Genomic DNA, 23,520 nt, shown 5'->3' with positions numbered 1-23,520 from the left:
TTAAAGATCAAAACGATCCACTGCTCGGCGCCGTTCATTGTCATCGCGCACATCGTAATTGGCGGTTGTCTGAATATTGCTGTGATGCGCCAGTTTCTGCGCGATCGACAAATCGTGCTCCTCGATGACGCGGGTGATGAATGAACGGCGAAAATCGTGCGGCATGATCTTCACTCCGACTTCGGCACCGCGCTGGCGCGCAATGTAATAGATCGCATGTTTGGTAATGCGCTCGCGCGTGATGTGGCTGCCACGACGGATGCGGTTGAACAGAAACGGGTCATCCACCTCGCCTTCCTTGAGCTGTGATCGACGAAACGCCAGCCAGTCCTCCAGTTTGCCCAAGGCCCAGGCCGGCGCATACTTGATCAGTTGCTTGTTGCCCTTGGCCGTGACCCGCAGGCTGCGCTCGGCAAAATCGACCTGTGACAGGTCCAGGTTCACCGACTCGGACTTGCGCATACCCGAACCGTACAAAATCCCGATGATCGCCGCGTCCCTCAAGCCTTGTGGCCGTGGATCGGCGGCACACACCGCCATCAATTCCTGGATCAGCGTGCGCCTCAAGTTGCGCCCCTGGGATAAACGGGTGCCGGCAATCCCTTTGACCGAGCGCATTTTCAGCAGATGATCCTGACTGATCAGGCTCATGCGCCACGCCTCATTCATCACCCCGCGTACCGCATTCACATACAGCGAAGAGGTGTTGGGCGCGTAGCCGTCTTCGCGTAACGCTGCGACCAGCGCAATGACATTTTCGGGCTGTAGCTGATGCCAGGGAATTTCCTCGAGATTCATGTCGTCGAATCCCAAACGGTCGGCGGCATCCTGCAAAACGTAACGCATAGTCAGCTGACTGGAAGATGCGAGCCGGGCCAGATACAAGGTCAACGGGTTGGTCGTTGAAGCAACAGGTTGGGTAACAGGTAAGTCAATCAAACGAAACGGCCTTGATAAAAAACATTGCAGTAGTACAGCTAAGGATTAAAACATCCCTATTAATAAAGCGAAGACTTGCGCAGGAGTTTTCTTCCACAGTCGCGACGAACGGCAGGAGTCTGAACAGCGGCTGTGTAACGCTCGGATAAACGTTTTGCCAACCGGGTTTTCATGTTCCTTTCACGAAGTTGCGCTTACTCTCAATGAGTTGCGGCTGTTCCTCGCAAGCGTCCAACGTGCCGACAGGAACAGCAAAAGTCAATTGATGTGGTTTGTAACGTTTTTTTTGTAACCGATTGAACCAGCTTATATTTTATCGACTACGCTTGCCTTGGATCCAAAAAATACCGGTAGCGTTCAATTCCAGCCCGAGGTGCAAATGAGTCAGGCGTTTCTCCCGTTCTCCCGCCCCAGTATCGGCGATGAAGAAATTGCAGCGGTAGAGCAAGTATTGCGCTCCGGCTGGATCACCACCGGGCCGAAAAACCAGCAACTGGAAGAGCAATTCGCCAACTACGTCGGGTGCCGGCACGCCGTTGCGCTGTCTTCGGCCACCGGTGGCATGCATATCACGTTACTGGCATTGGGCATTGGTCCGGGCGACGAAGTCATTACGCCCTCGCAGACGTGGGTGTCCACCGCCAACATGATCTGCCTGCTGGGCGCCACCCCGGTGTTCGTGGACGTTGACCGCGACACACTGATGAGCAATCTGGCAAGCATCGAGGCGGCCATCACCCCGCGCACCAAAGCCATCATTCCGGTGCATTACGCGGGCGCCGCCTTCGACCTCGACCCGCTCTATGCGCTGGCCGACAAACACGGCATCCCTGTGATCGAAGACGCCGCCCACGCCGCCGGCACCTTCTACAAAGGCCGTCACGTCGGCGCCAAAGGCACGGCGATCTTTTCGTTCCACGCCATCAAAAACATGACCTGCGCCGAGGGCGCGATGTTCGTCAGCGACGATGAAGCGCTCGCCAGCCGGGTACGCATGCTCAAGTTTCATGGCCTCGGTGTCGACGCCTACGACCGCATGACCCACGGCCGCAAGCCTCAGGCGCAGGTGATTGAACCGGGTTTCAAATACAACCTGGCCGACATCAATGCCGCCATCGCCCTGGTGCAACTGGAGCGTCTGGACGATATCAACGCCAAACGCACGGAGCTGGCGCAAACGTACCTGCAACGCCTGGAAGGCTCTGCCGCGCAACCACTGGCGGTGCCGACGTATGCGCAGCAACACGCCTGGCACCTGTTCATCCTGCGCATCGACGCCGAGCGCTGCGGGTTGGACCGTGAAGCCTTCATGAAGGGTTTGCAGGAGCAAAACATCGGCACCGGCATCCACTTTATCGCCACCCATTTGCACACGTATTATCGTCAGCGGTTCCCGAACATCTACCTGCCCGACACCGAATGGAATTCGGCGCGGCTGTGTTCGATTCCCTTGTTCCCGGACATGACCACCGATGATGTCAATCGTGTGGTCGATGCCATTGAAAACGTTATGGACAGAGCTCAGTGAAACCTTACCCAATCCGTTGCGTATCGATCGTTATCCCGGTCTACAACGAACAAGACAGTCTGCCCGAATTGCTTCGACGCACCGAAGCGGCGTGCCAGCAGTTGCACCATGAATACGAAATCGTCCTGGTGGACGACGGCAGCCGCGACAATTCGGCGCAAATCCTCGAAGAGGCCGCCAGTCGCGAGGGCAGCCCGGTGGTCGCGGTCATCCTCAACCGCAACTATGGCCAACACGCAGCAATCATGGCCGGTTTCGAACACTGCAAAGGTGATGTCGTCATCACCCTCGATGCCGACCTGCAAAACCCGCCCGAAGAAATTCCGCGCCTGGTCGCCCAGGCAGAACTTGGTTATGACGTGGTCGCCACGGTGCGCAACAACCGTCAGGACTCCGCCCTGCGTCGCTGGCCGTCGAAACTGATCAACCTCGCCGTACAGCGCTCGACCGGCGTTGCCATGAGCGATTACGGCTGCATGTTGCGCGCTTACCGCCGGACCATCGTCGACGCGATGCTGGCCTGCCGCGAACGCAGCACCTTCATCCCGATCCTGGCCAACAGTTTTGCCCGGCACACCACCGAAATCCCGGTGTTGCATGCCGAGCGTGAACACGGCGAATCCAAATACAGCCCCATGCGCCTGGTCAACCTGATGTTTGACCTGATCACCTGCATGACCACCACGCCTTTGCGGCTGCTGAGCATCGTCGGGTTTGCCATGGCCGGTCTGGGCGTGTTGTTCGCCTTCGCGTTGATCGTTATGCGCCTGGTCTTCGGCGCCGAATGGGCTGGTGATGGGTCGTTCGTGCTGTTCGCCGTGCTATTCGTCTTCACCGGCGGGCAATTCATCGGCATGGGCCTGCTGGGCGAATACCTGGGACGCATGTATAGCGACGTCCGCGCCCGCCCCCGCTTCTTTGTCGAAAAAGTCTTGCGTAGCCAACCCGCCGCGCCCGCGCCGATTGTCACCGTTGATGGCCTTACTTCCACTTCTTCCGATCAGGTTCTCTCATGAGCGTAAAAGCTGTTGTCTTCGCGTACCACGATATTGGTTGTGCCGGTATCGAATCCCTGCTCGCGTCCGGCTTTGAAATTGCCGCCGTGTTTACGCACGCCGATGATCCGAAAGAAAACGCCTTTTACGGTTCCGTTGCGCAGTTGTGCGCCCAAAAGGGCATCCCGGTGCATGCCCCTGAAGATGCCAACCATCCGCTGTGGATTGAGCGCATCGCCAAACTCAACCCCGATTACCTGTTCTCGTTCTACTACCGCAACCTGTTGACTGAACCGCTGCTGGCCACCGCTCGCCAGGGCGCATTCAACCTGCATGGCTCGTTGCTGCCTYGCTACCGTGGCCGCGCGCCGGCCAACTGGGTGCTGGTGAACGGTGAAACCGAAACCGGCGTGACCTTGCACCGCATGGTCAAGCGCGCCGACGCCGGCGCGATCATCGCCCAGCAAAAAGTTGCCATTGAACGCAGCGACACAGCGCTGACCCTGCACGGTAAATTGCGTGTAGCCGCTGCCGACCTGTTGCGCGACACCCTGCCCGCGTTGCTGCAAGGCAAAGTCACCGAAACGGCTCAGGACGAATCCAAAGCCACAGTATTTGGTCGCCGCACAGCGGCCGACGGCAAACTGCTCTGGAAAAAGCCCGCTGAAGAACTGTTCAACCTGGTTCGCGCTGTTACCCAGCCGTATCCGGGTGCGTTCTGCGACGTGGGCGAGCACAAGCTGATTGTCTGGACTGCCGAAGTTGCCAAGGGCAATGAAGGTCTGGCACCGGGCCGTGTGATCAGCGTCGATCCACTGCGTATCGCTTGTGGCGAAGACTCGCTGGTGATCACCGCCGGTCAACGCAATGACAACGGTTTGTACCTGAGCGGCCCGCAACTGGCCAACGAATTGGGCCTGGTCGACGGTTCCGTTCTGCGCGGCGCCGAATCCGGGCGTAAGCCACGCCGCACCCGCGTGCTGATCCTCGGCGTCAACGGCTTCATCGGCAATCACTTGTCCGAGCGCCTTCTGCGCGACGACCAGTATGAAGTTTACGGCCTGGACATCGGTTCGGACGCCATCGACCGCCTGCGCAGCCATCCGAACTTCCACTTCGTCGAAGGCGATATCAGCATTCACTCCGAGTGGATCGAGTATCACATCAAGAAGTGCGACGTGATCCTGCCGCTGGTGGCGATCGCCACGCCGATTGAATACACGCGTAACCCGCTGCGGGTATTCGAGCTGGATTTCGAAGAAAACCTGAAGCTGGTTCGCTACTGCGTCAAATACAACAAGCGCGTGATCTTCCCGTCGACCTCGGAAGTCTATGGCATGTGCCAGGACCAGAACTTCGACGAAGACACCTCCAACCTCGTCGTCGGCCCGATCAACAAGCAACGCTGGATCTACTCGGTCTCCAAGCAATTGCTCGACCGGGTTATCTGGGCCTACGGCCAGAAAGGCTTGAACTTCACCCTGTTCCGACCTTTCAACTGGATGGGCCCGCGTCTGGATCGTCTGGACTCGGCACGTATCGGCAGCTCCCGGGCTATTACCCAGTTGATCCTGAACCTGGTGGAAGGCACACCGATTCGCCTGTTCGATGGCGGCGAGCAAAAGCGCTGCTTCACCGACATTGCTGACGGCGTAGAAGCCCTGGCGCGGATCATTGACAACGAAAATGACGCCTGCAACGGTCAGATCATCAACATCGGCAACCCGGACAACGAAGCGAGCATTCGCCAGTTGGGCGAAGAACTGCTGCGCCAGTTCGAAGCTCACCCGCTGCGTGATAACTTCCCGCCGTTCGCCGGTTTCCGCGACGTAGAAAGCAAAGCGTTCTACGGCAACGGCTACCAGGACGTGTCCCACCGCAAACCGAGCATCGCCAACGCCAAGCGTCTGCTGGACTGGACGCCAACCGTAGAGATGAGCGAGACCATCGGCAACACCCTGGACTTCTTCCTGCGTGAAGCCATGCTTGAAATCGCGGATCACTCTACCGAAAAAACATGCTAATGCAGGCAGGTCTTCGAATCGATGTCGACACCTACCGAGGCACCCGTGAAGGGGTGCCTCGGCTGCTGGAAATCCTCGACGAGGCGCAGGTCAAGGCGACGTTTTTCTTCAGCGTCGGGCCGGACAACATGGGGCGCCACTTGTGGCGCCTGATCCGCCCGCAATTCCTCTGGAAAATGCTGCGTTCCAACGCGGCCGGGTTGTACGGCTGGGACATTTTGCTGGCCGGCACCGCCTGGCCGGGTAAACCCATCGGCCGGGATCTGGGGCATTTGATGCGCCAGGCTCAGGCCGCGGGGCATGAAGTTGGTCTGCACGCCTGGGACCACCATGGCTGGCAGGCCAACGCCGGACGCTGGAGCGACGCACAGCTGATCGAGCAGATCCGCCAGGGCGTCGACACGCTCAGCGACATCCTCGGGCAAAAGGTCGACTGCTCAGCCGCTGCCGGTTGGCGCGCGGACGAGCGTGTGATCGAAGCCAAAGAAGCGTTCGGGTTTCGCTATAACAGCGATTGCCGGGGGCACAGCTTGTTTCAACCAACCCTGGCAGGCGGTGGTTCAGGCACACCACAAATACCGGTGGACTTGCCGACTTTCGATGAGGTGGTCGGCCCAACCGTCGCAGCCCAAGACTTCAACGCGTTCATTCTTGAGCGCTTTTCCCCCGAAAAACTCAACGTCTACACCATTCATGCTGAAGTAGAAGGGATTCTGATGGCCAACGATTTCCGTCAGCTGCTGGCCGATGCACGCCAGCGTGACATTCATTTCCAGCCCTTGGGCGATCTGCTGCCCGACGCCCCCAACACCTTGCCCACAGGACGTGTCGTGCGCGGCACCCTTGAAGGCCGCGAAGGCTGGTTGGGAGTGCAAGGCGCATGAGCAAACGCTGGGCATTACCTCTCCTGCTGATCCTGTTCGTCCTCGCCTATCTGCTGCCACTGGGCACCCATGGTTTATGGATTCCGGACGAAACCCGCTACGCACAAATCAGTCAACACATGCTCCTGAGCGGCAACTGGGTGTCGCCGCACTTCATGAGCGTGCGCTACTTCGAAAAACCGGCGGCAGGTTACTGGATGATCGCTGCCAGCCAGGCCGTGTTCGGTCAGAACCTGTTTGGCGTGCGGTTTGCTTCAGCCCTGAGCCTGGGCTTGAGTGTAATGCTGTGCTTCCTGATCGCCCGCCGGTTGTGGAACGATCCGCGCAAGAGTTTCGCCTGCGCCCTGCTCTACATGAGTTTCGGCGTCATTGCCGCACATGCCGGTTATGCAAACCTTGATCCGCAGTTCACCTTTTGGGTCAACCTGAGTCTGGTGGCTTTATGGTTCGCGCTGGACAGCGCCGGCCGCGGCCAGAAGCTCATCAGTTGGGCGGTGCTGGGACTGGCCTGCGGCATGGGTTTCATGACCAAGGGATTTCTTGCCTGGTTGCTGCCGGTGCTGGTGGCCCTGCCCTATATGGTCTGGCAAAAACGCTGGAAAGAACTGCTGATCTTCGGCCCGGTGGCAGTTGTCGTGGCCATCGCGGTGTGCCTGCCGTGGGCGTGGGCGGTGCACTCGCAAGAACCCGATTACTGGCGGTTCTTCTTCTGGCACGAGCACATTCGCCGCTTTGCCGGTGACGACGCTCAGCATGAAGAGCCGTGGTGGTACTACCTGCCGCTGCTGGTCGCTTTCAGTATGCCGTGGGTGGCGTTGTTGCCGTCGGCACTGAAACAAGCCTGGCAAACCCGACGTCAGGCCAACATCGGCTTCCTGTTACTGTGGATGGTGTTGCCGCTGGTATTTTTCAGCACCAGCAAAGGCAAATTACCGAGTTACATCCTGCCATGCCTGTTACCAATGGCCTTACTGTTGGGTCATGCACTGGCCGACCGACTGAAGCTGGAACAGGGACGGGTGCTGGGGCTCAACGGTTTGCTCAACCTGGTGCTGGGTCTGGTTGTCCTGATTGCACTGGTCTACCTGCAACTGAAAAAGCCGCTGTACGACCATGAACTGCACAACCTGGTGCTGGTGTTCATTGGCTTGATCGGCTGGATCATGGCCAACCTGCTGCAAGCTTTCAGGCCGCTGCAATGTTGGGCCGGACCGGCGTTCGGCAGTTTGCTGCTGGTCAGTTTGATCCCGGCAGGGCTGCCTAATTCGGTGGTCGCCAACAAGACCCCGGACCAATTCATCCTCCATCACATGGATGAGCTATCGCAAACCGGCAAACTGCTGAGCAACGATCTCGGCGCCGCGTCGGCGCTGGCCTGGCGCATGAAAAACCCGGACGTGTCGCTGTACAACTCGATAGGTGAATTGAAATACGGTCTTGCCTATCCTGATTCAGTACAGCAGCTCGTTTCCGTCGGCCAGATTCAGCAATGGATGAAAGACGCTCGCCGTAGTGGCTCGGTCGGGGTGGTCATGCGGGTCAAGGGTGAAGACGAATTGCAGGAAATCGAACTATTACCCAAGGACGGGAAACGGTATGAACAGGGCAACCTGGTGATTCTGATTTTCCCTCAGGAGCCATCATGAGCCTGCTACTGGTTCTGGTCGCGTGTCTGTTGACGTGCCTGGGTCAGATCGCTCAGAAATTCGCCGTAGAGAGCTGGCGCGGCCAGGCTTCGGGATGGTCCGAAAAACTGCGCTCGCCCTGGCTGTGGCTGGCGCTCGCCGCGCTGGGATCGGGCTTGCTGGTCTGGCTGCTGGTGTTGCAGCGCCTTGAAGTCGGCATTGCCTACCCGATGCTGAGTCTTAACTTTGTGCTGATCACTCTGATCGCCCGTTTTGTATTCCATGAAACGATCGACCGCCAACACTGGTTGGGTGTGGCCCTGGTGATCGGTGGCGTGGTTCTACTGGGGCAACACGCATGAGCCTGCGTCGAGGAATGACCTTCGCCATGGGCAGTGTGCTGCTGGTCAGCGCCGCCCAGTTGGGCATGCGCTGGAGCATGACGCGCCTGCCCTCACCGGACCACTGGTTGACAGCCAGCATCGCCCCGGTCGCGATAGTGGTCGTGCTGAGCGCCATTATCGCCTACGCCCTTTCGATGCTCTGCTGGCTGGCCGCCCTTCGCGACCTGCCGCTGGGGCGGGCCTATTCGCTGCTGAGCATCAGCTACGCGCTGGTGTACCTGCTGGCCGCCAGCCTGCCACTGTTTAACGAAACGTTCAGTCTTTCAAAAACCGTCGGGGTGGCGCTGGTCATGCTCGGGGTTATCATCATCAACTCTCGTTCAGTTCGCGCAACCGAACTCGGGGATGCGTCATGAAAATCAGTGTATTTGGTAGCGGTTATGTGGGCCTGGTCCAGGCAGCCGTCCTGGCTGAAGTCGGTCACGATGTGATCTGCATGGACATTGACGAGAAGAAAGTCGCATTGCTGCAACAGGGCCACGTAAGCATTTTCGAACCGGGGCTCGCCAGCCTGGTGCGCGACAGCCTGGAAGCCAAGCGGCTGCAATTCACCACCGACGAGAAACTGGCCGTGCAGCATGGCCAGGTGCTGTTTATTGCGGTGGGCACGCCGTCCCGTGACGATGGCTCGGCGGACTTGAGCTACGTAATGTCGGTCGGCGACGCCGTGGCGCGACATCGTGAACAGCCGGTGATTCTGGCGGAGAAGTCCACGGTACCGGTGGGCACCGGCGATGCCTTGCGCGCCCATATCGACAAATCGCTGGCCAAGGTCGGCCGCGTATTGCAGTTCGATATCGTCTCCAACCCCGAGTTTTTGAAAGAAGGCTCAGCCGTAGCCGATTGCCGGCGCCCAGACCGAATCATCGTTGGTTGTGAACGTGACGAAGTACGCGAGGTAATGCGCGACCTCTATGCACCGTTCAACCGCAACCACGATCGCATCATGTTCATGGATCTGCGTAGCGCCGAGCTGACCAAATACGCCGCCAACTGCATGCTGGCCACCAAGATCAGCTTCATCAACCAGATCGCCGAACTGGCCGAGCACCTGGGCGCAGACATCGAATCGGTGCGCCTGGGCATCGGCGCCGACTCGCGCATCGGTTACCACTTCATCTACCCCGGCTGTGGTTATGGCGGCTCGTGTTTCCCCAAAGACATGCGCGCCCTGATTCACAGCGCACAGGAAGCGCACTGCTCCAGCGACCTGCTGCAAGCGGTGGAAGCGATCAACGAACGCCAGAAGCACAAGCTGTTCGAGCGGATCAACGCGTTCTACCGTGGCGACCTGCGTGGCAAGACCTTTGCCGTATGGGGCCTGGCGTTCAAACCCAACACCGATGACATGCGCGATGCGCCGAGCCGGGTCCTGCTGGAGTCGCTATGGGCCGCCGGGGCCAACGTGCGTGCATACGATCCGGAAGCCATGCAGGAAACCCAACGGCTGTACCCTGACGAGTCGAAACTGATGCTGATGGGCACACCGGAATCCGTCCTGTCGGGCGCCGATGCCTTGATCGTCTGTACCGAGTGGCAGCAGTTCAAGGCGCCGGATTTCGACCTGATCCAGCAGCGTCTGAACGCGCCGGTGATTTTCGACGGGCGTAACCTGTACGACGCCGAACGTCTGGATCGCAACGGTTTCAAATACTTCCCGATGGGCCGTGGCGAGTCGCGCAACCTGCCGATTCCGCATCAGCAATGGCCTGCTAATTCGGTTGTTGCTTGATCATCGCTAGGTGGTTGGCTTGAAGATGGCGTTGCATGGACGGACGCCATCGCGAGCAGGCTCGATCCCACAGGGGAACGCATTACAACTGTAGGAGCGAGCCTGCTCGCGATTGGCCACGACTCGGTCCAGCGCCGAATACTACAGAATCTGAATAAGGACATTTGCCTCCCCCGTGGCCACTTACTCGCTCGTTATCCGTCGATTGATGATCGTGTCCCTGACGATCGTCATCAGTCGCGCCCTCATCAGCCCGCTGCTCACGCTGTTCCTGAGCAACAAACTCGGCCTCAACCAACAGGACGTTGGTCTGCTGCTGGGAATCGCAGTGTTCATCGCCACCCTGCTGGCGCTTTATGGCGGTTACATCATCGACCGCCTCGATAAGCGTCGGTTGCTGATCCTCACGATGCTCTCCAGCGCTATCGGTTTCGTGCTGCTGACCTTTGCACAAAACCTCTACCTGACCACCGCCACGTTGGTGGTCACCGAAACCGCCTCCGCGCTGTTCCTGATCGGATCGAAAGCAATCCTCAGCGAAAACTTGCCCATCGGCCAACGCGCCAAGGCGTTTTCACTAGGCTACACATTGACCAACATCGGCTATGCCATCGGGCCGATGCTCGGCGTGGTGATTGCCGGCGTGAACCCGACAGCCCCGTTCCTGATCGCCGGCGGCATCGCGTTTTTCAGTATTTTCCTGATGATCGGGATTCCCAGAGACTCGGCCCCGGCCCCCGCAATCGGACAGCCGCAAAGCTTTCTCAAGACGCTGATCACCCTGAAGAACGACCGCACGCTCATCATGTTCACCTGTGGCTGCCTGCTCAGCACCGTGGTGCACGGCCGATTCACCCTTTACCTGTCGCAGTATCTGCTGGTGACCCACGATTCTCAACGGACCATGGAAACCATGGCCGCCCTGCTCGCCTGCAACGCCATCAGCGTGATCCTGCTGCAATACCAGATCGGTCGGTTCCTCAAGCGCGAACACCTTCGTTACTGGATCGCCGGCGGCACGAGCCTGTTCATCGTCGGGTTGATCGGTTTCAGCCTGGCCGACAGCCTGGTGTCGTGGTGCGTGGCCATGTTCATTTTTACCCTCGGCGAAATGATCATTTACCCCGCCGAGTTCCTCTTCGTCGACACCCTGGCCCCGGAAGAACTGCGCGGCAGCTATTACGGCGCGCAGAACCTCGCAGCGCTCGGCGGCGCATTAAGCCCGGTGATCTGCGGTTTCCTGTTGATGCACACGCCCGCGCCCACGATGTTCTATGCCCTGAGCGCACTGGCAGCATTGGGTGGGTTTTTCTGCTTCATGAGTGGACGGCGTGTTGCGACACTGCAAAATTAATGCACTCAACCCTCATTAATATGAATTTGTCAGTGATCGGGATCATCGGCACACTGTGCCCCGTTCCTCCCCCAATAGCTGGAACACCTTCAAGGGCTTTCTGGATATCCCAGCCAAGCCTTTTTTTTTGCTCAAGTTTTTGCCTACGGATCGATTTCATCATGCTCGCTCGCTGGTTGCCCGCCGCCATTAACACTCGACCTTCCGAATGGAGTCGCGCCGCCATCGGCATGGCCTTGGGGACGATGCTCAGCGTCTGGGTTTGCGGGCAAGTGTTTGGCTCCGAAGTGGCACTGCACCTCGTCGGTCCACTGGGCGCTTCGGCGGTGTTGCTGTTCGCCGTGTCCTCCGGCGCCCTCGCCCAGCCGTGGTCGATTCTTGGCGGCTACTTGAGTGCCGCAGTGGTCTCGCTGCTGGTCGCCCACGTGCTTGGACGCACACTCGGCAGTGCCTGTCTGGCGGCAGGCATGGCGCTGATTCTGATGTGTTGGCTGCGTTGCCTGCATCCACCCGCCGGCGCTTTGGCGTTGACGCTGGTGTTGGCCGACCCGGCCACCATCGCCATGGACTGGAAAGCCCTCGGACCGGTGATGCTGGGTGCATCAGCGATGCTGCTCAGCGCTCTGGTTTACAACAACCTGACGCGCATCCGCTACCCGAAACGCGCCAGCGAACCGGTGGCCGCGATCCCCGCCGTCCACCCGCCCATCGACAACCAGGCGATCACCGCCCAGGACCTGAAACTGGCATTGGCAGACATGGAAGCGTTCTTCGACGTCACACCTGAAGATCTAGAACAGTTGATTCATGCCAGTGAACTGCACGCCAAGCGGCGCAGCATCAGCGAAGTACTCAGCAACCGAGTTTGACCCATCCATGTGGGAGCCGAGCTTGCTCGCGATAGCAATGTTTCATTCAACATTAATGTTGGCTGACAGGGCCCCATCGCGAGCAAGCACGGCTCCCACAGGTTTGGTCCAGTGATCCGGAAGGCATTGGCCTTAAGGCAAAAACGCAGACAGAACCTGCACATATCCCGGTTGTACATCACAAATTTGCACTGGTACGATCCAACATCGCTCGTGCGCGAGCACCTCAATAAAGAACAATAAAAGCAGGGAGTTAGTGATGACTGCTCAGGTTTCATCGAAGGGGACTTCGCCCATGGATGCCACGCAAAACGAAGTGTTGGCCGAGGTTCGCAACCACATCGGTCACCTGACCCTCAACCGCCCCGCCGGCCTTAACGCCTTGACCCTGGAGATGGTGCGCAATCTGCAACGCCAGCTTGACGCCTGGTCTGAAAATTCTCAGGTGCATGCAGTGGTGTTACGCGGTGCCGGCGAGAAAGCCTTCTGTGCCGGCGGTGATATTCGCTCGCTGTATGACAGCTACAAAAGCGGCGACACGCTGCACCAGGATTTCTTTGTCGAGGAATACGCCCTCGACCTGACGATTCACCACTACTGCAAACCTGTGCTCGCCTTGATGGACGGTTTCGTACTGGGCGGCGGCATGGGCCTGGTGCAAGGCGCCGATCTGCGAGTGGTCACTGAAAAGAGCCGACTGGCGATGCCGGAAGTCGGCATCGGTTACTTCCCGGACGTCGGCGGCAGCTACTTCCTGCCGCGCATTCCCGGCGAATTGGGGATTTATCTGGGCGTCAGTGGCGTGCAGATTCGTGCAGCCGATGCGCTCTATTGCGGGCTTGCCGACTGGTATCTGGACAGTGAAAAACTGGTCGCGCTCGACGAGAAGCTCGATCAGCTCGAATGGCACGACACGCCGCTCAAAACCCTTCAAAGCCTGCTGACCACGCTCGCGGTGCAGCAACTGCCCGACGCACCGTTAGAAGCGTTGCGCCCGGCCATCGACCATTTCTTCGCCTTGCCCGATGTGCCGAGTATTGTTGAGCAATTGCGTGAAGTGACGATTGCCGACAGCCATGAGTGGGCACTGACCACCGCCGACCTGCTGGATAGCCGTTCGCCGCTGGCCATGGGCGTGACCCTGGAAATGCTCCGTCGTGGTCGGCACTTGAGTCTGGAAGACTGCTTCGCCCTTGAGCTGCACCTGGACCGTCAGTGGTTCGAGCGCGGCGACCTGATCGAAGGCGTGCGCGCCTTGCTGATCGACAAAGACAAGAGCCCGCGCTGGAACCCGCCGACCCTGCAGGCGCTGGACGCCGAGCACGTCGCGAGTTTCTTCACCGGCCTTGATGAGAGCGGGAACTGAGCCATGCACGATATCGAATTGAGCGAAGAGCAAGTCATGATCCGCGACATGGCCCGGGACTTTGCCCGCGGCGAAATCGCGCCTCACGCCCAGGCCTGGGAAAAGGCCGGCTGGATCGACGACGGTCTGGTGGCGAAGATGGGTGAGCTAGGCCTGTTGGGCATGGTGGTGCCTGAAGAATGGGGCGGCACCTATGTCGATTACGTCGCCTACGCGTTGGCAGTGGAAGAGATTTCAGCGGGCGACGGCGCTACCGGTGCGCTGATGAGCATTCACAACTCCGTCGGCTGCGGCCCCGTTTTGAATTACGGCACTGAAGAACAGAAACAGACCTGGCTGCCAGATCTCGCCAGCGGCCAGGCTATCGGCTGCTTCTGCCTGACCGAACCGCAAGCCGGTTCCGAAGCGCACAACCTGCGCACTCGCGCCGAACTGCGCGACGGTCAGTGGGTGATCAACGGCGCCAAGCAATTTGTCAGCAACGGCAAACGGGCGAAACTGGCGATTGTGTTTGCGGTAACTGACCCGGACCTGGGCAAACGCGGTATTTCGGCGTTTCTGGTGCCCACCGACACCGCCGGTTTTATCGTGGACCGCACTGAACACAAGATGGGCATTCGCGCCTCGGACACCTGCGCGGTGACGTTGAACAACTGCACGATCCCCGAAGCCGACCTGCTGGGTGAACGCGGTAAAGGCCTGGCCATCGCCCTGTCCAACCTTGAAGGAGGCCGTATCGGCATCGCCGCGCAAGCCTTGGGCATTGCCCGTGCCGCGTTCGAAGCAGCACTGGCTTATTCTCGGGATCGGGTGCAATTCAACAAGCCAATCATCGAACACCAGAGCATCGCCAATATGCTCGCCGACATGCACATGCAGTTGAACGCCGCGCGATTGCTCATCCTGCATGCGGCGCGCCTGCGCACAGCCGGAAAACCCTGCCTGTCCGAAGCGTCACAGGCCAAGCTATTCGCCTCGGAAATAGCCGAAAAGGTGTGCTCGTCCGCGATTCAGGTTCATGGCGGGTATGGGTATCTGGAAGACTATCCGGTGGAGAAGTACTACCGGGATGCGCGGATTACGCAGATTTATGAAGGGTCGAGCGAGATACAGCGGATGGTGATCGCCCGCGAACTCAAAAACTATCTGGTCTAAAGGCTAAAAAGCATCGCGAGCAGGCTCRCTCCCACAGKKGATCTCCTGAACACTGGAGATCMMCTGTGGGAGYGAGCCTGCTCGCGATGGCGTCAGTCAAAGTAGCGCATTACTTCCCTTGGAACTGCGCCTCACGCTTGGCAATAAACGCCGCCATCCCTTCCTTCTGATCCTGCGTCGCAAACGCCGCATGGAACACCCGACGCTCAAAGCGCACACCTTCGGACAGGCTCACTTCAAATGCGCGGTTGACGCTTTCCTTGATCATCATCGCAATCGGCAGCGACTTCTTGGCGATCAACGCCGCGACTTTCAGTGCTTCGTCCAGCAATTCATCCGCCGGGACGATCCGCGCGACGATTCCGCAGCGCTCTGCTTCCACCGCATCGATCAAACGCCCGCTCAGGCACATTTCCATGGCCTTGGCCTTGCCCACGGCGCGGGTCAGACGTTGGGTGCCGCCCATGCCCGGCAGCACGCCAAGGTTAATTTCCGGCTGACCGAATTTGGCGTTGTCGCCGGCCAGGATAAAGTCGCACATCAGCGCCAGTTCACAACCACCGCCCAAGGCGAAACCGTTGACCGCCGCGATGATCGGCTTGCGGCGGTTAGCCACGCGGTCGCTGTCGCTGAACAAGTCGTCAAGGTAGATTTGCGGGTAGGTCAGCTCGGCCATTTCCTTGATGTCGGCACCAGCAGCAAAGGCTTTTTTCGAACCTGTCAGCACGATACAGCCGATGTTCGAATCGGCTTCCAGGCCATCGAGGGCGTGGTTCAGTTCGCTGACGATCTGCGCGTTCAACGCGTTCAGCGCTTGCGGACGGTTCAAGGTAATCAGGCCCACGCGGCCGTGGGTTTCCAGCAAAATCGTTTCGTAGCTCACAAGTGGACTCCTTCTTATAAATTGCGCGAAATGACCATGCGTTGAATATCGCTGGTGCCTTCGTAAATCTGGCAAACCCGCACGTCGCGGTAGATCCGCTCCAGCGGGAAGTCGTTGAGGTAACCGTAACCGCCAAGGGTTTGCAACGCCGAAGAACAAACCTTTTCGGCCATTTCCGAGGCGAACAGTTTGGCCATGGACGCTTCGACCAGTGCCGGTTTGCCGCTGTCCCTCAATGCCGCCGCGTAATGCACCATCTGCCGGGCCACGGCAATTTGCGTGGCCATGTCGGCCAGACGGAACGCAACCGCCTGATGTTCGATGATCGGCTTGCCGAAGCTCTCGCGCTCACGGGCGTAATCACGGGCTGCTTCAAACGCCGCGCGGGCCATGCCCACCGATTGCGAAGCGATGCCGACGCGGCCGCCTTCGAGGTTGGCCAAGGCGATTCGGTAACCTTCACCCTCCTCGCCCAGACGGTTGGCGACTGGGACTTTAACGTCTTCAAACAGAATCTGGCAGGTGTCGGATGCGTGTTGACCGAGCTTGTCTTCGACCCGGGCGACTTTATAGCCTGGTGAATCGGTCGGCACGATCAGCGCGGTAATGCCACGCTTGCCGGCGCTCGGGTCCGTCACCGCAAACACAATCACCACCCCGGCGTTTTGCCCTGAGGTGATGAACTGCTTGCAGCCATTGAGTACGTAGTGGTCGCCTTCCAGACGCGCGCGGGTTTTCAGGCCGCTGGCGTCGGAACCGGCCTGCGGTTCGGTCAAGGCAAAGGCACCGAGCATCGCGCCGCTGGCCAATGGCTTGAGGAAACGCTCTTTCTGATCGTCGTTGCCGTAGTGCAGGATTGGCACGCAACCGACCGAGTTGTGCACGCTCATGATGGTCGAGCACGCGCCGTCGCCGGCGGCGATTTCTTCCAGGGCCATGGCGTAGGCCAAGTAACCGGTGTCACAACCACCCCACTGCTCCGGCACCAACATGCCGAAGAAGCCGAGTTCGGCCATTTCACCGATGGCTTCCTTGGGGAAGCGATGTTCGCGATCCCACTCGGCGGCGAACGGCTTCAGCCGTTCCTGGGCAAACTGCCGGGCCGCTTCGCTGATCTGCAGTTGTTCGTCATTGGGAATCATGCCAAGTCCTTAAAAAATTTAGCCTGAAGGCGCAGAACCTGTGGGAGCGGCGGTCTCAGTAGAGGCATTCAACCGCCATGGCCGTGGCTTCGCCGCCGCCGATGCAGATCGCTGCAACGCCGCGCTTCAGGCCTTTCTGGCGCAGGGCCGAGAGAAGGGTCACGAGAATACGCGCCCCCGATGCACCAATCGGGTGGCCCAAAGCGCACGCGCCGCCGTGAATGTTGACCTTCTCGTGAGGAATTTCCAGTTTGGTCATGGTCACCAGACTGACCACGGCGAAGGCTTCGTTCACTTCGAATAGATCAACCTGGTCCAGCGACCAGCCGGTTTTCTTCATCAGTTTCTTGATCGCGCCCACCGGTGCCACCGGGAACAAGCCCGGCTTGTCAGCAAACGCCGCGTGGCCGTGAATCACGGCCAGCGGTTTCAGCCCTTGTTTCTCGGCGTCGGATCGACGCATCAACACCAGTGCCGCCGCGCCGTCAGAAATGGAACTGGAGTTTGCCGCCGTCACCGTGCCGCCGTCGCGGAACGCCGGTTTCAACGACGTAATCTTGTCCAGCTTGGCTTTTGGTGGCTGTTCGTCGTTGCTGATCAGCACCTGTTCTTTGCCGACCATGACCGACACCGGGACGATCTCGTCCTTGAAGCTGCCGTCCTTGATCGCCTGCTGCGCGCGGGTGGTCGAGGCGATGGCAAATGCGTCCTGCGCTTCACGACTGAAGCCGTTGGTTTCGGCGCAGTCCTCGGCAAAGGAGCCCATCAGGCGGCCCTTGTCGTAGGCATCTTCCAGACCGTCGAGGAACATGTGATCGAGCACACGACCGTGGCCCATGCGATAGCCGCTGCGCGCGCGATCCTGCAGGTAAGGCGCGTTGGACATGCTTTCCATGCCGCCCGCCACCACCACGTCGGCGCTGCCGGCCACCAGCATGTCGTGGGCCAGAATCGCCGCTTCCATGCCCGAACCGCACATCTTGTTCAGCGTGGTGCAACGGGTCGATTTATCCAGGCCGGCGCCCAGTGCAGCCTGACGCGCCGGCGCCTGGCCCAGGCCGGCGGACAGTACGCAGCCGAACAGCACTTCTTCGACCGATTCGGCGTTGATGCCTGCGCGCTCGACCGCGGCACGGATGGCGACAGCGCCGAGTTGCGGGGCGCTGAGACTTTTCAGTTCGCCCTGAAAACYGCCCATCGGGGTGCGGACGGCGCTGACGATAACGATGGGATCGTTGGCAATAGTCATGACAAATCTCCTTACTTGGCGGCCATGCGCAAGGCACCGTCGAGACGGATCACCTCGCCATTGAGCATGCTGTTTTCAATGATATGTCGGACCAGCGCGGCGTACTCGCCCGGTTTGCCCAAACGCGGCGGGAACGGAACGCCAGCCGCCAGCGAATCACGGACTTCCTGGGTCATGCCGGCCATCATCGGCGTTTCAAAAATGCCCGGGGCGATGGTCATCACACGAATGCCAAAGCGCGCCAGTTCGCGGGCGGCAGGCAGGGTCAGGCTGACGATGGCGCCTTTGGACGCGGCGTAAGCGGCCTGGCCAATCTGACCGTCGTAGGCGGCGGCCGAGGCCGTGTTGATGATCACACCGCGCTCGCCGTCGGCATCCGGTTCGGTTTCAGCAATGGCAGCCGCCGCCAGACGTAGCATGTTGAAGCTGCCAATCAGGTTGACGTTGATCACCTGGCTGAAACTGGCCAATGCGTGCGGGCCGTTCTTACCGAGGATTTTCTCGCCACGGACGATACCGGCGCAATTGACCAGACCGTTGAGACCACCAAAGGCTTTGACCGTCGCCTGTACCGCCGCTTCGGCCGCCGCTTCGTTACTGATGTCCGCAACCACGCTTTGCGCGCCAAGACGTTCAGCCTGGGCTGCGACAGCCTCGGCATTCATGTCCACCAGCATCACTTTGGCTCCAGCGGCAACCAGAATTTCAGCCGTGGCCGCACCCAGACCGGAAGCACCGCCGGTGACGAGAAAAACCTTGTTTTCGATCTGCATCACTAATTCCTTGGATTCAAGCTGTAGGGTTCTTCGCCGCGGCCTCTTGAGCCTTGGCGATTTCCTGGTTGCGCAAGATAAAGCGCTGCAATTTGCCGCTAGGGGTTTTCGGCAATTCGCTGACAAATTCGATTTCACGAGGATAGGAATGCGCCGCCAGACGCTTGCGCACATGTTGGCGCAGTTCTTCGGCCAGCTCCGGCGTGGCGCGGTATTGTTCGCAAATCACGACGAAGGCCTTGACCAGTTCGGTGCGCTCCGGATCGGGTTTGCCAACCACGGCCGCCTCGATCACCGCCGGATGCTCGATCAACGCACTTTCCACGTCGAACGGGCCGACGCGGTAGCCGGAGGTGGTGATCACGTCATCGCTGCGGCCGACGAAGCTGATGCTGCCGTCCGGGTTCCACTCCACTGTGTCGCCACTTAAATAATAGTCGCCGACGAACGCTTTGGTCGGGGTGCCTTCGTAGCCGTTAAACCAGCACATGGACGACTGGGTGCGGTCGATGGCCAGAATCCCTGGCTGGCCGACGCCGAGTTCGTTGTAATCGTCGTCCAGCACCACGAGGCGATGACCAGGTGAAGCAAAACCGGCGGCACCTACATGGATCGGGTGTTCCAGTGCGTGGTGATTGCACAGGACCATGCCCAATTCGGTCTGGCCATAATGGTCGTGAATGACCACGCCGAGGTTGTCGGCGAACCAACGGATCACTTCCGGGTTAAGCGGCTCGCCGGCACTGCTGACGATGCGCAGCTTGCCCTTGATCGATTTGGCGAATTCGTCGCCGCCTGCGATCAGCAGACGATAGGCGGTCGGCGATCCGGTGAGATTGGTGATTCCGAACTTGTTGATCACCCGGCAGGTGCTTTCGAGGGTAAACGGGCCATCGTAAAAGGTGATCGGATGGCCCATCGACATCGGCCCGGTAACACCGTAATAGATGCCATAGGCCCAGCCCGGATCCGCGACGTTCCAGAATGCGTCTTCGGGGCGCAAATCCACCGCGTCGCGGGTGTAGCTCTGGAACGCGACGAGGGCCTTGAGTGGCACCAACAGGGCTTTCGAGGGGCCGGTGGTGCCTGAGGTGAACATCATCAAGAACGGATCTTCACCGGTCAGCAGTACCGGCTCGCAGTCAGCGGAATAATTGCCCAGTTCGGCCCAGAAACTGAAATCGCCGCGCACAATGCCCTGACCTTTGGCGCCGCCAACGGTGACGATGGTCGGGCAGTCGGGCACTTCGGCGAGTTTCGGGCGATTGACCGCATCGGTCACCACGACTTTGGCACCCGAGCTGCCGAGACGGTGTTCAATGGCTTTCGGACCAAAAGCGGTAAACAGCGGCTGATACACCGCGCCAATGCGCCAGGTGGCGAACACGGCGATCAATAATTCGATATTACGCGGCAGGAGGCCGGCGACCTTGTCGCCTTTTTTCACCCCTTGGGCCAGCAGGAAATTGGCAAAACGCGCTGCTTTATCCTGCAAGTCGCTGAAAGTGTATGTGGCGCTGGCGCCGTCCCGGCCTTCCCAGAACAGCGCGATGCGTCCCGGCAGGGCATGCCGGTCGCAACACTCGACGCAGGCGTTGAGCGCTTGCAGGGAACCGCTGAGTGCGGCGTCGACGGTGTGCTGATAGTTGAATTGTGATGTGGCAGACAGGTAATCGCGCATTGCCAGAATCCCTCGATATTTTTATTAGGTTGGGGAACCGAAAAACCAGAGAAATACTCGCTCCGCGCGTAGAACGGGGCAATGGTCAAAGTTATCAAGTTGCTTGACTGGTTTGGCCAAGGTTGAAGAGGTGTGGTGCCCGTTCGGGCATCATCGCGAGCAAGCTCGCTCCCACAGGGTTTTCGGGTATGGCACAAATAGCGTTCACACCAGAGATCAAATGTGTGAGCGAGCCTGCTCGCGATGACGTCAGTCCAGTCGACCCGTTATCCGGATCAGTGCGCCTCGTTCAGAATCAAACTGCGGTAATGCCCCGGATTTGACCCGGACCACTTGCGAAACGCCTTGTAGAACGAACTGGCATCAGCAAACCCCAACCGCGTGGCAATCTCGGAGAAGCTGATACTCGGTTCGGCCAGCCAAACGATGGCCAGCTCCTTGCGCACGCTGTCCTTGAGCCCTTGATACGTCTGCCCTTCTTCCGCCAGACGCCGGCGCAAGGTCGAGGCCGACATGCACAGTTGTTGCGCCAACGGCTCGGTTTCCGGCCACTGTGCGGCGGGGAGCTGCCGCAAATCGTGCTTGATGCGACTCGCCAGACTCTCTGGATCACGGTACTTGACCAGAATATTCGCCGGCGCATGGGCCAGGAAACGCTTGAGTTCTTCCGCGCTACGCTTGATCGGCAAATCCAGGCAGTCAGCCGAGAAAATCATTCGGGTGCGCGGCCGGTCGAAGCGCAGGTTCTCGGAGAACATCACCTGATAGTCATCACAAAAATCCGGCTCCGCGCAGCGTAATTCCACGGCCAGGATCGGAATCCGCCGTCCCGCCAGCCAGCAGGCAACACCGTGAACGATCATCCAGTAGGTGAAATAGGTGAAGGCACGGCGCGGGTCCTGATCGTCTTCCAATAAAACGATTTCGGCCAGGCTTTGCTGGCGGACCAGTTGCGCGGACATGTGCTCAAGCATCAACGACAGAAAGCTCAGACCCGACGTCAGCCCGGCGGCGAGGCTCGGCTGAACCATTGAGCAGCGACACAGAAACTCCAGGCTGCCGGACTTGAGCTTGCGCGGGTCCATGCCAAAAAACTCGTCATCCCCGCGCCGGGCCAGCAAGCGCCAGAGCCGCGCATAGGCGGTGGCCGGGACTCGGGCCTTGGCGGTTTGCAGCAACGCTGGATCAATACCGACCTTGTTCAGCACCTCGTCGGTGGCCTGGCCGGGGGCACAACTTTGCAGCAGCGCTTCGCGCACCAGTTGAATGGAGATGGTGTCTTTTTCCGACATTGAGCGCGGTGAGCCTTGTTGTTATTTTGAGTGTCGGCATCTTACCGCACGCAGATCACTTTAGGAGCGAGCCGGCTCCGGGCGGCGTTCCGACGAAAGCATTATCACTGTCACCGATATTCCTCCAGCTTGGACCTGACCCGCGCTACCATCCCTCGCAAACTACAAAAGCTCACGGAAGACTCACCCATGACCACTCCTGCCTTCGACTTGCGTCCCTTGATGGTCGCGAACATGGCCTGTTCCATGTCGATGATGGCGTTTGTCTCGCTGATCGGCCCGATTGCCCGGGTGCTGGGCCTTGCCACTTGGCAGGCCGGTGCGGCAGTGACGGTGTCGGGGGTGATCTGGATGCTGCTCGCCCGCCCTTGGGGCCAGGCCAGTGACCGCTATGGTCGCAGACGTATTCTGTTGATCGCCACCGCCGGCTTCACCCTCGCCTATTGGGCCTTGTGCCTGTTCATCGACGCTTCATTGCGATTTCTGCCGTCGGCGCTGCTGGGGTTTGTCGGCTTGATGATCGGGCGCGGATTGATCGGCGTGTTCTATGCCGCCATCCCGGTGGGCGGCAACGCACTGATCGCCGACAACATCGAACCGCAGCACCGCGCCAAAGCCATGGCCGCACTGGGCGCCGCCAACGCCTGCGGCCTGGTGATCGGGCCGGCCATCGCCGCGTTGCTGTCACGTTTCAGTTTGAGCCTGCCGTTCTACGCAATGGCCGTCCTGCCGTTGCTGGCCTTTCTGGTGTTGCAGTTCAAGCTCAAGGGCCAGGAACTGCACCTGCGGCAAGCACCGCGCAAAGTACGCCTGAACGACCCACGCCTGCGCCGGCCCATGGCGGTCGCGTTTGTGGCGATGCTGTGTGTGTCGATTGCGCAGATCACCGTGGGGTTCTTCGCCCTCGACCGGCTCGGCATGAGCCCGGCCGACGCCGCGCAAACGGCGGGCATTGCCCTGACCATGGTCGGGTTTGCGCTGATCTGTTCGCAATTGGTGGTGCGCCGACTCGAATGGCCGCCCCTGAGGTTGATCCGCGCCGGTGCGCTGGTGGCGTCCGTGGGATTTGCCGGCAGCATGATTGTGAATACCGCGTGGGGGTTGTGGCTGTGCTTTTTCGTATCGGCGGGCGGGATGGGGCTGATCTTTCCGTCATTCGCCGCGCTGGCCGCCAATGCCGTGGAGGCCTCGGAGCAAGGCGCGACTGCGGGCTCCATCGGGGCTGCGCAAGGGTTTGGCGTGGTCATCGGGCCGTTGGCGGCCACATTGATCTATGACCTGGACCCACGCCTGCCTTATCTGGCGGCCGCTGCGCTATTGCTGCTGGTGGCGTTGTGGGCAAAGCCCCCGGCAGCGTCAAGCGTTACAGAATCCGATAGAGCAAACGCTCAATCCGCACCCGACTGACGCGCGTGAGAAACTTGGCCACCGCTGGCGGGTAGTCCAGCAGCGTTTCCAGGTCCTGGTAACGCTCAATGCGGCTGGTGTTCTGAAAAATCTCTACCAGTTCGGCGCTGCGTGGCTCAAGCAATTCGCCTTTCGGGTCATCGATCAGCAGCGCATTTTCCAAATCAAGACGGAAGGCCCGCGGGTTGAGGTTGTTGCCGGTCAGCAAGGTGTAACGC

Annotated in this window: 20 protein-coding genes and 1 pseudogene; 13 read left to right on the top strand and 8 right to left on the bottom strand. The window is 59.6% G+C overall.

From position 1 onward, the window contains the following. Complete coding sequence (locus AC1DSG_RS06585; protein WP_477790148.1) at positions 1-846, bottom strand: site-specific integrase; 846 nt, start codon at positions 844-846, stop codon at positions 1-3. Between the two features lie 472 nt (positions 847-1,318). Here AC1DSG_RS06585 and arnB point away from each other — a divergent pair, with 472 nt between their 5' ends. The 12 genes from arnB to AC1DSG_RS06525 all read left to right on the top strand — a co-directional run bounded on the left by arnB (position 1,319) and on the right by AC1DSG_RS06525 (position 14,875). Then, positions 1,319-2,467 carry a UDP-4-amino-4-deoxy-L-arabinose aminotransferase gene (gene arnB, locus AC1DSG_RS06580; protein WP_477790147.1) on the top strand — a complete coding sequence of 383 codons (1,149 nt, stop codon included), beginning with the start codon at positions 1,319-1,321 and terminating at the stop codon, positions 2,465-2,467. Continuing rightward, entirely contained in the window at positions 2,464-3,483 is a 1,020-nt protein-coding gene (gene arnC, locus AC1DSG_RS06575; RefSeq protein ID WP_477790146.1) for an undecaprenyl-phosphate 4-deoxy-4-formamido-L-arabinose transferase, read from the top strand. The genes arnB and arnC overlap by 4 nt, the downstream gene beginning before the upstream one ends. Beyond that, positions 3,480-5,486, top strand: coding sequence for a bifunctional UDP-4-amino-4-deoxy-L-arabinose formyltransferase/UDP-glucuronic acid oxidase ArnA (gene arnA / locus AC1DSG_RS06570; protein WP_477790145.1), 2,007 nt, complete (start codon positions 3,480-3,482; stop codon positions 5,484-5,486). Before arnC ends, arnA begins: the two co-directional genes overlap by 4 nt. Continuing rightward, a complete protein-coding gene (gene arnD, locus AC1DSG_RS06565; protein WP_477790159.1) occupies positions 5,486-6,370 on the top strand; it encodes a 4-deoxy-4-formamido-L-arabinose-phosphoundecaprenol deformylase in 885 nt (294 codons plus the stop codon). The genes arnA and arnD overlap by 1 nt, the downstream gene beginning before the upstream one ends. Continuing rightward, positions 6,367-8,016: a lipid IV(A) 4-amino-4-deoxy-L-arabinosyltransferase gene (gene arnT / locus AC1DSG_RS06560; protein WP_477790144.1), complete on the top strand. Its 1,650-nt coding sequence runs from the start codon at positions 6,367-6,369 to the stop codon at positions 8,014-8,016. The genes arnD and arnT overlap by 4 nt, the downstream gene beginning before the upstream one ends. Beyond that, a complete protein-coding gene (arnE, locus tag AC1DSG_RS06555) occupies positions 8,013-8,357 on the top strand; it encodes a 4-amino-4-deoxy-L-arabinose-phosphoundecaprenol flippase subunit ArnE (RefSeq protein ID WP_477790143.1) in 345 nt (114 codons plus the stop codon). Before arnT ends, arnE begins: the two co-directional genes overlap by 4 nt. Beyond that, entirely contained in the window at positions 8,354-8,755 is a 402-nt protein-coding gene (arnF, locus tag AC1DSG_RS06550) for a 4-amino-4-deoxy-L-arabinose-phosphoundecaprenol flippase subunit ArnF (protein WP_477790142.1), read from the top strand. The genes arnE and arnF overlap by 4 nt, the downstream gene beginning before the upstream one ends. Continuing rightward, complete coding sequence (locus tag AC1DSG_RS06545) at positions 8,752-10,131, top strand: UDP-glucose dehydrogenase family protein (RefSeq protein ID WP_477790141.1); 1,380 nt, start codon at positions 8,752-8,754, stop codon at positions 10,129-10,131. The genes arnF and AC1DSG_RS06545 overlap by 4 nt, the downstream gene beginning before the upstream one ends. A 175-nt stretch (positions 10,132-10,306) precedes the next feature. Beyond that, positions 10,307-11,485, top strand: coding sequence for an MFS transporter (locus AC1DSG_RS06540; RefSeq protein WP_477790140.1), 1,179 nt, complete (start codon positions 10,307-10,309; stop codon positions 11,483-11,485). A 161-nt stretch (positions 11,486-11,646) separates the two neighbouring features. Continuing rightward, positions 11,647-12,354, top strand: a complete 708-nt coding sequence (locus AC1DSG_RS06535) for an HPP family protein (RefSeq protein WP_477790139.1) — start codon at positions 11,647-11,649, stop codon at positions 12,352-12,354. Between the two features lie 259 nt (positions 12,355-12,613). Continuing rightward, positions 12,614-13,720: an enoyl-CoA hydratase/isomerase family protein gene (locus AC1DSG_RS06530; RefSeq protein WP_477790138.1), complete on the top strand. Its 1,107-nt coding sequence runs from the start codon at positions 12,614-12,616 to the stop codon at positions 13,718-13,720. Positions 13,721-13,723: 3 nt separating this feature from the next. Beyond that, positions 13,724-14,875, top strand: a complete 1,152-nt coding sequence (locus AC1DSG_RS06525) for an acyl-CoA dehydrogenase family protein (RefSeq protein WP_477790137.1) — start codon at positions 13,724-13,726, stop codon at positions 14,873-14,875. 109 nt (positions 14,876-14,984) lie between these two features. On the opposite strand, the gene AC1DSG_RS06520 is transcribed toward AC1DSG_RS06525, so the two are convergent. From AC1DSG_RS06520 to AC1DSG_RS06495, 6 genes are all read right to left on the bottom strand, one after another. Then, positions 14,985-15,758: an enoyl-CoA hydratase gene (locus AC1DSG_RS06520; RefSeq protein ID WP_477790136.1), complete on the bottom strand. Its 774-nt coding sequence runs from the start codon at positions 15,756-15,758 to the stop codon at positions 14,985-14,987. Between the two features lie 14 nt (positions 15,759-15,772). After that, entirely contained in the window at positions 15,773-16,900 is a 1,128-nt protein-coding gene (locus tag AC1DSG_RS06515) for an acyl-CoA dehydrogenase (RefSeq protein ID WP_007945943.1), read from the bottom strand. A 55-nt stretch (positions 16,901-16,955) separates the two neighbouring features. Further along, the gene (locus AC1DSG_RS06510; protein ID WP_477790135.1) at positions 16,956-18,149 is read right to left on the bottom strand and encodes an acetyl-CoA C-acyltransferase; all 1,194 of its coding nucleotides are present in this window, start codon (positions 18,147-18,149) and stop codon (positions 16,956-16,958) included. Between the two features lie 11 nt (positions 18,150-18,160). Further along, the gene (locus AC1DSG_RS06505) at positions 18,161-18,922 is read right to left on the bottom strand and encodes an SDR family NAD(P)-dependent oxidoreductase (protein ID WP_477790134.1); all 762 of its coding nucleotides are present in this window, start codon (positions 18,920-18,922) and stop codon (positions 18,161-18,163) included. A 16-nt stretch (positions 18,923-18,938) separates the two neighbouring features. Then, complete coding sequence (locus AC1DSG_RS06500) at positions 18,939-20,603, bottom strand: AMP-binding protein (RefSeq protein WP_477790133.1); 1,665 nt, start codon at positions 20,601-20,603, stop codon at positions 18,939-18,941. 275 nt (positions 20,604-20,878) lie between these two features. After that, the gene (locus tag AC1DSG_RS06495) at positions 20,879-21,895 is read right to left on the bottom strand and encodes an AraC family transcriptional regulator (RefSeq protein WP_477790132.1); all 1,017 of its coding nucleotides are present in this window, start codon (positions 21,893-21,895) and stop codon (positions 20,879-20,881) included. Positions 21,896-22,084: 189 nt separating this feature from the next. On the opposite strand from AC1DSG_RS06495, the gene AC1DSG_RS06490 reads away from it, so the two are divergent. Beyond that, the gene (locus AC1DSG_RS06490; RefSeq protein WP_477790131.1) at positions 22,085-23,302 is read left to right on the top strand and encodes an MFS transporter; all 1,218 of its coding nucleotides are present in this window, start codon (positions 22,085-22,087) and stop codon (positions 23,300-23,302) included. Here AC1DSG_RS06490 and pssA read toward each other — a convergent pair. Continuing rightward, a pseudogene (pssA, locus tag AC1DSG_RS06485) lies at positions 23,259-23,520 on the bottom strand (CDP-diacylglycerol--serine O-phosphatidyltransferase); the annotation flags it as partial. The gene AC1DSG_RS06490 and the pseudogene pssA overlap by 44 nt on opposite strands.

It is taken from the genome of Pseudomonas sp. P5_A12, assembly GCF_056400685.1.
The sequence above is the reverse complement of the archived record's forward strand: the minus strand, read 5'-3'. Positions and strand labels throughout refer to the sequence as shown.